This is a genomic window from Fibrobacter sp. UBA3629, from assembly GCF_002374005.1.
Taxonomy (GTDB): Bacteria; Fibrobacterota; Fibrobacteria; order Fibrobacterales; family Fibrobacteraceae; genus Fibrobacter.
In genome coordinates this window covers 57,013-61,259 of record NZ_DFLC01000004.1, presented here as the reverse complement: position 1 = coordinate 61,259, position 4,247 = coordinate 57,013, and the positions used below count along the sequence as shown (strand labels likewise).

5 protein-coding genes and 1 pseudogene are annotated in these 4,247 nt (G+C 56.2%); 1 reads left to right on the top strand and 5 read right to left on the bottom strand.

The window, feature by feature from the left end; translation table 11 throughout:
- Window positions 1-234, top strand: a pseudogene (locus B2310_RS00725) (phenylalanine--tRNA ligase subunit alpha); the annotation flags it as partial.
- Window positions 235-344: 110 nt separating this feature from the next.
- On the opposite strand, the gene B2310_RS00720 reads toward B2310_RS00725, so the two are convergent.
- The 5 genes from B2310_RS00720 to B2310_RS00700 form a co-directional block, all read right to left on the bottom strand.
- The gene (locus tag B2310_RS00720; protein WP_290725144.1) at window positions 345-1,724 is read right to left on the bottom strand and encodes a mannose-1-phosphate guanylyltransferase/mannose-6-phosphate isomerase; all 1,380 of its coding nucleotides are present in this window, start codon (window positions 1,722-1,724) and stop codon (window positions 345-347) included.
- A 5-nt stretch (window positions 1,725-1,729) separates the two neighbouring features.
- Window positions 1,730-2,875 carry a polysaccharide biosynthesis/export family protein gene (locus B2310_RS00715; RefSeq protein ID WP_073113507.1) on the bottom strand — a complete coding sequence of 382 codons (1,146 nt, stop codon included), beginning with the start codon at window positions 2,873-2,875 and terminating at the stop codon, window positions 1,730-1,732.
- Complete coding sequence (locus B2310_RS00710; protein ID WP_073113508.1) at window positions 2,875-3,318, bottom strand: low molecular weight protein-tyrosine-phosphatase; 444 nt, start codon at window positions 3,316-3,318, stop codon at window positions 2,875-2,877. Before B2310_RS00710 ends, B2310_RS00715 begins: the two co-directional genes overlap by 1 nt.
- A gap of 63 nt (window positions 3,319-3,381) precedes the next feature.
- Window positions 3,382-3,945, bottom strand: a complete 564-nt coding sequence (gene rfbC, locus B2310_RS00705; RefSeq protein ID WP_290727954.1) for a dTDP-4-dehydrorhamnose 3,5-epimerase — start codon at window positions 3,943-3,945, stop codon at window positions 3,382-3,384.
- Window positions 3,946-3,952: 7 nt separating this feature from the next.
- A partial coding sequence (locus B2310_RS00700; protein WP_290727952.1) for a GDP-mannose 4,6-dehydratase occupies window positions 3,953-4,247 on the bottom strand: 295 nt, incomplete at its 5' end.

The window sequence follows — 4,247 nt, the reverse complement described above, 5'->3', positions numbered from 1 at the left end:
TGCGTGTTCTGCGGTGGCAAGGGTTGCCGTCGCTGCAAGGGAACCGGCTGGATGGAAATCGGCGGTTGCGGTTCCGTGGACCCGAACGTGTTCAAGAACTGCGGCATCGATTCCGAGAAGTACACGGGCTTTGCTTTCGGCTTCGGTCTCGACCGTATCGCCATGCTGCGCCACGCGATTCCGGAAATTGGCCTCCTGACGAGCAACGACCAGAGATTCCTGAGCCAGTTTTAGGTTAGACGAAAGAAATGAAAAGAGCGGGCTTTTGCGGCCCGCTTTTCTTGTATAAAAAAGAGATCCCCGCCTTCGCGGGGATGACAATTGTTGTGCGGGGATGACGCTTGTTACTTGCAGCGGTGGAAGTCGTCTTCCACGCGGATGATGTCGTCTTCGCCGGTGTACTCGCCCACCTGGACTTCTACGATTACGAGCGGGAGGCGGCCTTCGTTCTGCAGGCGGTGCACTTCGCCCACAGGGATGTAGGTCGATTCGTTCGGACGCACGTAGAACACCTTGTCGCCCACAGTACATGTAGCAGTGCCGCTCACGACCACCCAGTGTTCGGAACGGTGAAGGTGCTTCTGCAGGCTGAGGCGCTTGCCCGGCTTCACCACGATGCGCTTCATCTTGTAGCGTTCGGTGGATTCGAGCACGGAGTAAGTACCCCACGGGCGGCTCACCGTCTGCGGCACGTTGATGAGGTCGGAGCCGCGCTGTTTGAGCTCTTCCACCACCTTCTTCACCTTCTGGCTGCTGCTAAGCGGGGCCACGAGCAAAGCGTCCGGAGTGTCAACGATGAGCATCTTGTCGAGGTCAATCGTCGCGATGGCACGCTGGCTACCCATCACGAGGGAGTTCTTCGAGCCCACCGCGATATGACGCGGGTTCACGTTGTTGCCGTTCTCGTCGTGCGGGTATTCCCCATACAAACTATCAAAGCTTCCGAGGTCGCTCCAGCCGATGTCGCTCGGCACGACCTTCACCTTCTTGGACTTCTCCATCACGGCGTAGTCGATGGAGTTGCTCGGAATGGCAAGCATGTCGTCGCGGTTGATGCGGATGGGTTCACCGTCCTCGATGGTCGCGTTGGTAAGCGCCTTCTGTGCGGCGGCGAGCATCTCCGGAGAATACTTGCCGAGTTCCGCGAGGAAGGTCTTCGCCTTGAAGCAGAAGATGCCGCTGTTCCAGTAGAAGTTGCCCGCGAGCAGGTACTTCTCGGCGGTCGCCAAGTCGGGCTTTTCCACAAAGCGCTTCACATTCTCGCCGTCAGCCTCGATGTAGCCGTAGCCCGTCTCGGGGCTCGTGGGCGTGATGCCGAACGTCACGAGGTTACCCGCCTCGGCGAGTTCCTGCGCACGGAGGAGAACCTTCTTGTACTCGTCCTTCTTGCGGATTACGTGGTCCGACGGGGACACGAGCACGATGGTTTCCGGATCCATGGTAAGGCAGGCAAGCGCAATCGCGGGCGCAGTGTTGCGGCCCACGGGTTCCAGCAGGAACTTGCTGCCGGTCATGCCTTCGACTTCGAGCTGGTCCTTCGCGAGGAAGAACTGGTCGGCGTTAGAGACGATGAACTGCGACTCGCAGACGGCGGCGTTCGTGACAACCGTCTTGCGGAACAGGGACTGCCCGTCAAAGAGCGGGGCAAACTGCTTGGGCATCAGGGAACGGCTCACGGGCCAGAGGCGCGTGCCCGAACCACCACAAAGGATAAGGTTAATCATATCTATTACCACCCATCTCTAGAAATCAGCTCAATGTTACGAGTCGTGCTAGCCCCGTAGTTTATGATCGATGCCGTAGGCAAGATCAAATTCACGAGACGGTTCCACGTTCCAAGATCGGAAGCATCGACATAGACAACGTCACGCGAATTCAGGTTGAAGCGTTCGGCCATCGCGAGCGCCATCGCGTTCTTCGCATTCAGGTGGTACACGTCAATCTGCTTTTCCGAAGTGTTACGGATAACATAAATAGACTTAGAAGACGCATATGTCGTCTGCAGGCCACCAGCCGCAGCCAATGCCTCGACGAGCGAGAGCTTGCCCTGGTTCACGTTCACGGCGCCAGTCCTCGCAACTTCGCCCATCACGAACACGCGGTTCTCCTTCTGGGTCTCGCTGAGGGCCGGAATAAAAATCTGGTCATCGGGCTTGAGGAGAATCTTGTCGAGCGGGAGGTTCGCCTTGAATGCATCAAGGTAGTTGATGCTATAGACCTTGTCTCCACGGCGCAGTTGCATTCCGGAGGGGTCTGCCTCATCGGCAAATCCACCCACGCTCGCAATCGCAGCGGGGATAGTCATCGGCAGTTCGTTAAAGGAAACGTAGCCCGGTTTGTTCACGGCTCCGGAGATAAACGCCTTGAGGCTGTTGTAGCCCGTCACGCGTACATCAACCTGCGGATCGTTCAAAATCTTGTCGGAAAGGCGCTTCGTGATTTCGGCACGAAGTTCCTGCGCCGTAAGACCCGCGGCCTTAATCTCGCCAGCATAGGGGTAGAATAGCGTGCCATCGGTCGTCACGCGCTGGCCGGCAGGCTGGTACTGGCCCATCGGGGACGTGAGTTCCGGGTGTTCCCAAACGACCACCTGGACCATGTCCAGAGGACCGATGCGGTATTCAAGACTCGGCAGGGAATCCACAATCAGTTCTGCAAGCTCGCCGAAATCCGACTTTGCAGAATCACCGGCAGCAGCCGTGCCCGTGCCAAAATCACCGTTTTCGATAGAGTGGACAACCACCTTGATGCCGTTGTATTCGGCGGATCCTTCCGCATCACCTTCCGGCACCGACATTCGCATGTGGGGGCCCAGCGAGCAGCCGCCCATGACGAGGGCAACACCGGCAGCAAGCAAAAGATTCAATTTTTTCATTATTGAGCCTCGCTCTGTTTAATCTTCTCGACCCAATAAGGGGTCAGTTTAGAAATAAAGTTCCAAGCCAACACAAAAGCACTTTCGGGCCTACGGTAGGGGTCGGGGACATCGACCTGCTGAGCCTCGCCATAACGATGGACCTTGTCTCCAAGGGCCGGATAGCGGCGCAAAAGTTCCGCCTTGTGCCCATTTTCCATAACCAGGACAAGATCCGCCCACTTGAGGATATCCAGGTTTATTTGGCGAGCACGGTGCGCGCTCATATCAATACCATGTTCAAGAGCGATCTTCTGGCTGATTTCGTGCGCAGGATGATCCACCAAGGCGCCAAGCCCGGCGCTCATGACTTCAAAACCCTCACCGAGTTCCTTTTTCAAAAGGTATTCTCCCGTGGGGCTACGGCAAATATTTCCCGTACAGACAACTAAAATATGCTTCATTGCTCTTAAATTAGAAAATTATATCATAAGAGATGCCCGGCTGCGCGGGCATGACAAAAGGAATTACACTTCAAACGCGAAGCCCAGGTCCTTGAGCGGCGGGTTCTTCGTGTCCTTTTCGGAGAGGAGCGGTTCGAAGCCGTTGCCCACTGGCCACTTGATGCCGATTTCGGGGTCGTTCCACATGAGGCCGCCCTCGTCCTTCGGGTCATAGAGGCGGGTGCACTTATAGACAAATGTCGCCGTCTCGCTGAGCACCACGAAACCGTGCGCAAATCCCTCGGGAATGTAGAACTGTTTCTTGTTTTCGGCAGAAAGCGTGACCCCCACCCACTTGCCGAAGGTGGGGCTGTTCTTGCGAAGGTCTACCGCCACGTCAAACACCTCGCCTTCAATGACGCGAACGAGCTTTCCCTGCGGGTTCTTCTTCTGGAAATGCAGACCGCGGAGCACGCCCTTCTTGCTACGGGACTCGTTGTCCTGCACAAAGACCATGTTGAGACCGGCGGCGTCGAACTCGCCCTTGTTGTAGGTTTCCATGAAGTAGCCACGCTGGTCGCCAAAGACCGTCGGTTCGATAATCGTCACACCCTCGATGGTGGTTTTGATAAAATTGAATTTGCCCATTTTTCAATTACCTATTCTTATACATCGTTTCGTAATACTTTTCGTAGTCGCCGCTGGTGATGTTGTCGAGCCATTCCTGATTGTCGAGGTACCAGCGAACCGTCTTTTCGATGCCTTCCTCGAACTGCAAGCTCGGTTCCCAGCCGAGTTCCTTCTGGAGCTTGGTGGAGTCAATCGCGTAGCGGGCGTCGTGGCCCAGGCGGTCCGTCACATAAGTGATCAGGTTCATGTCCTCGCCTTCGGCGCGGCCGAGCAGCCTATCAACGGTCTTGATGACGACCTTGATGATGTCGATGTTCTTC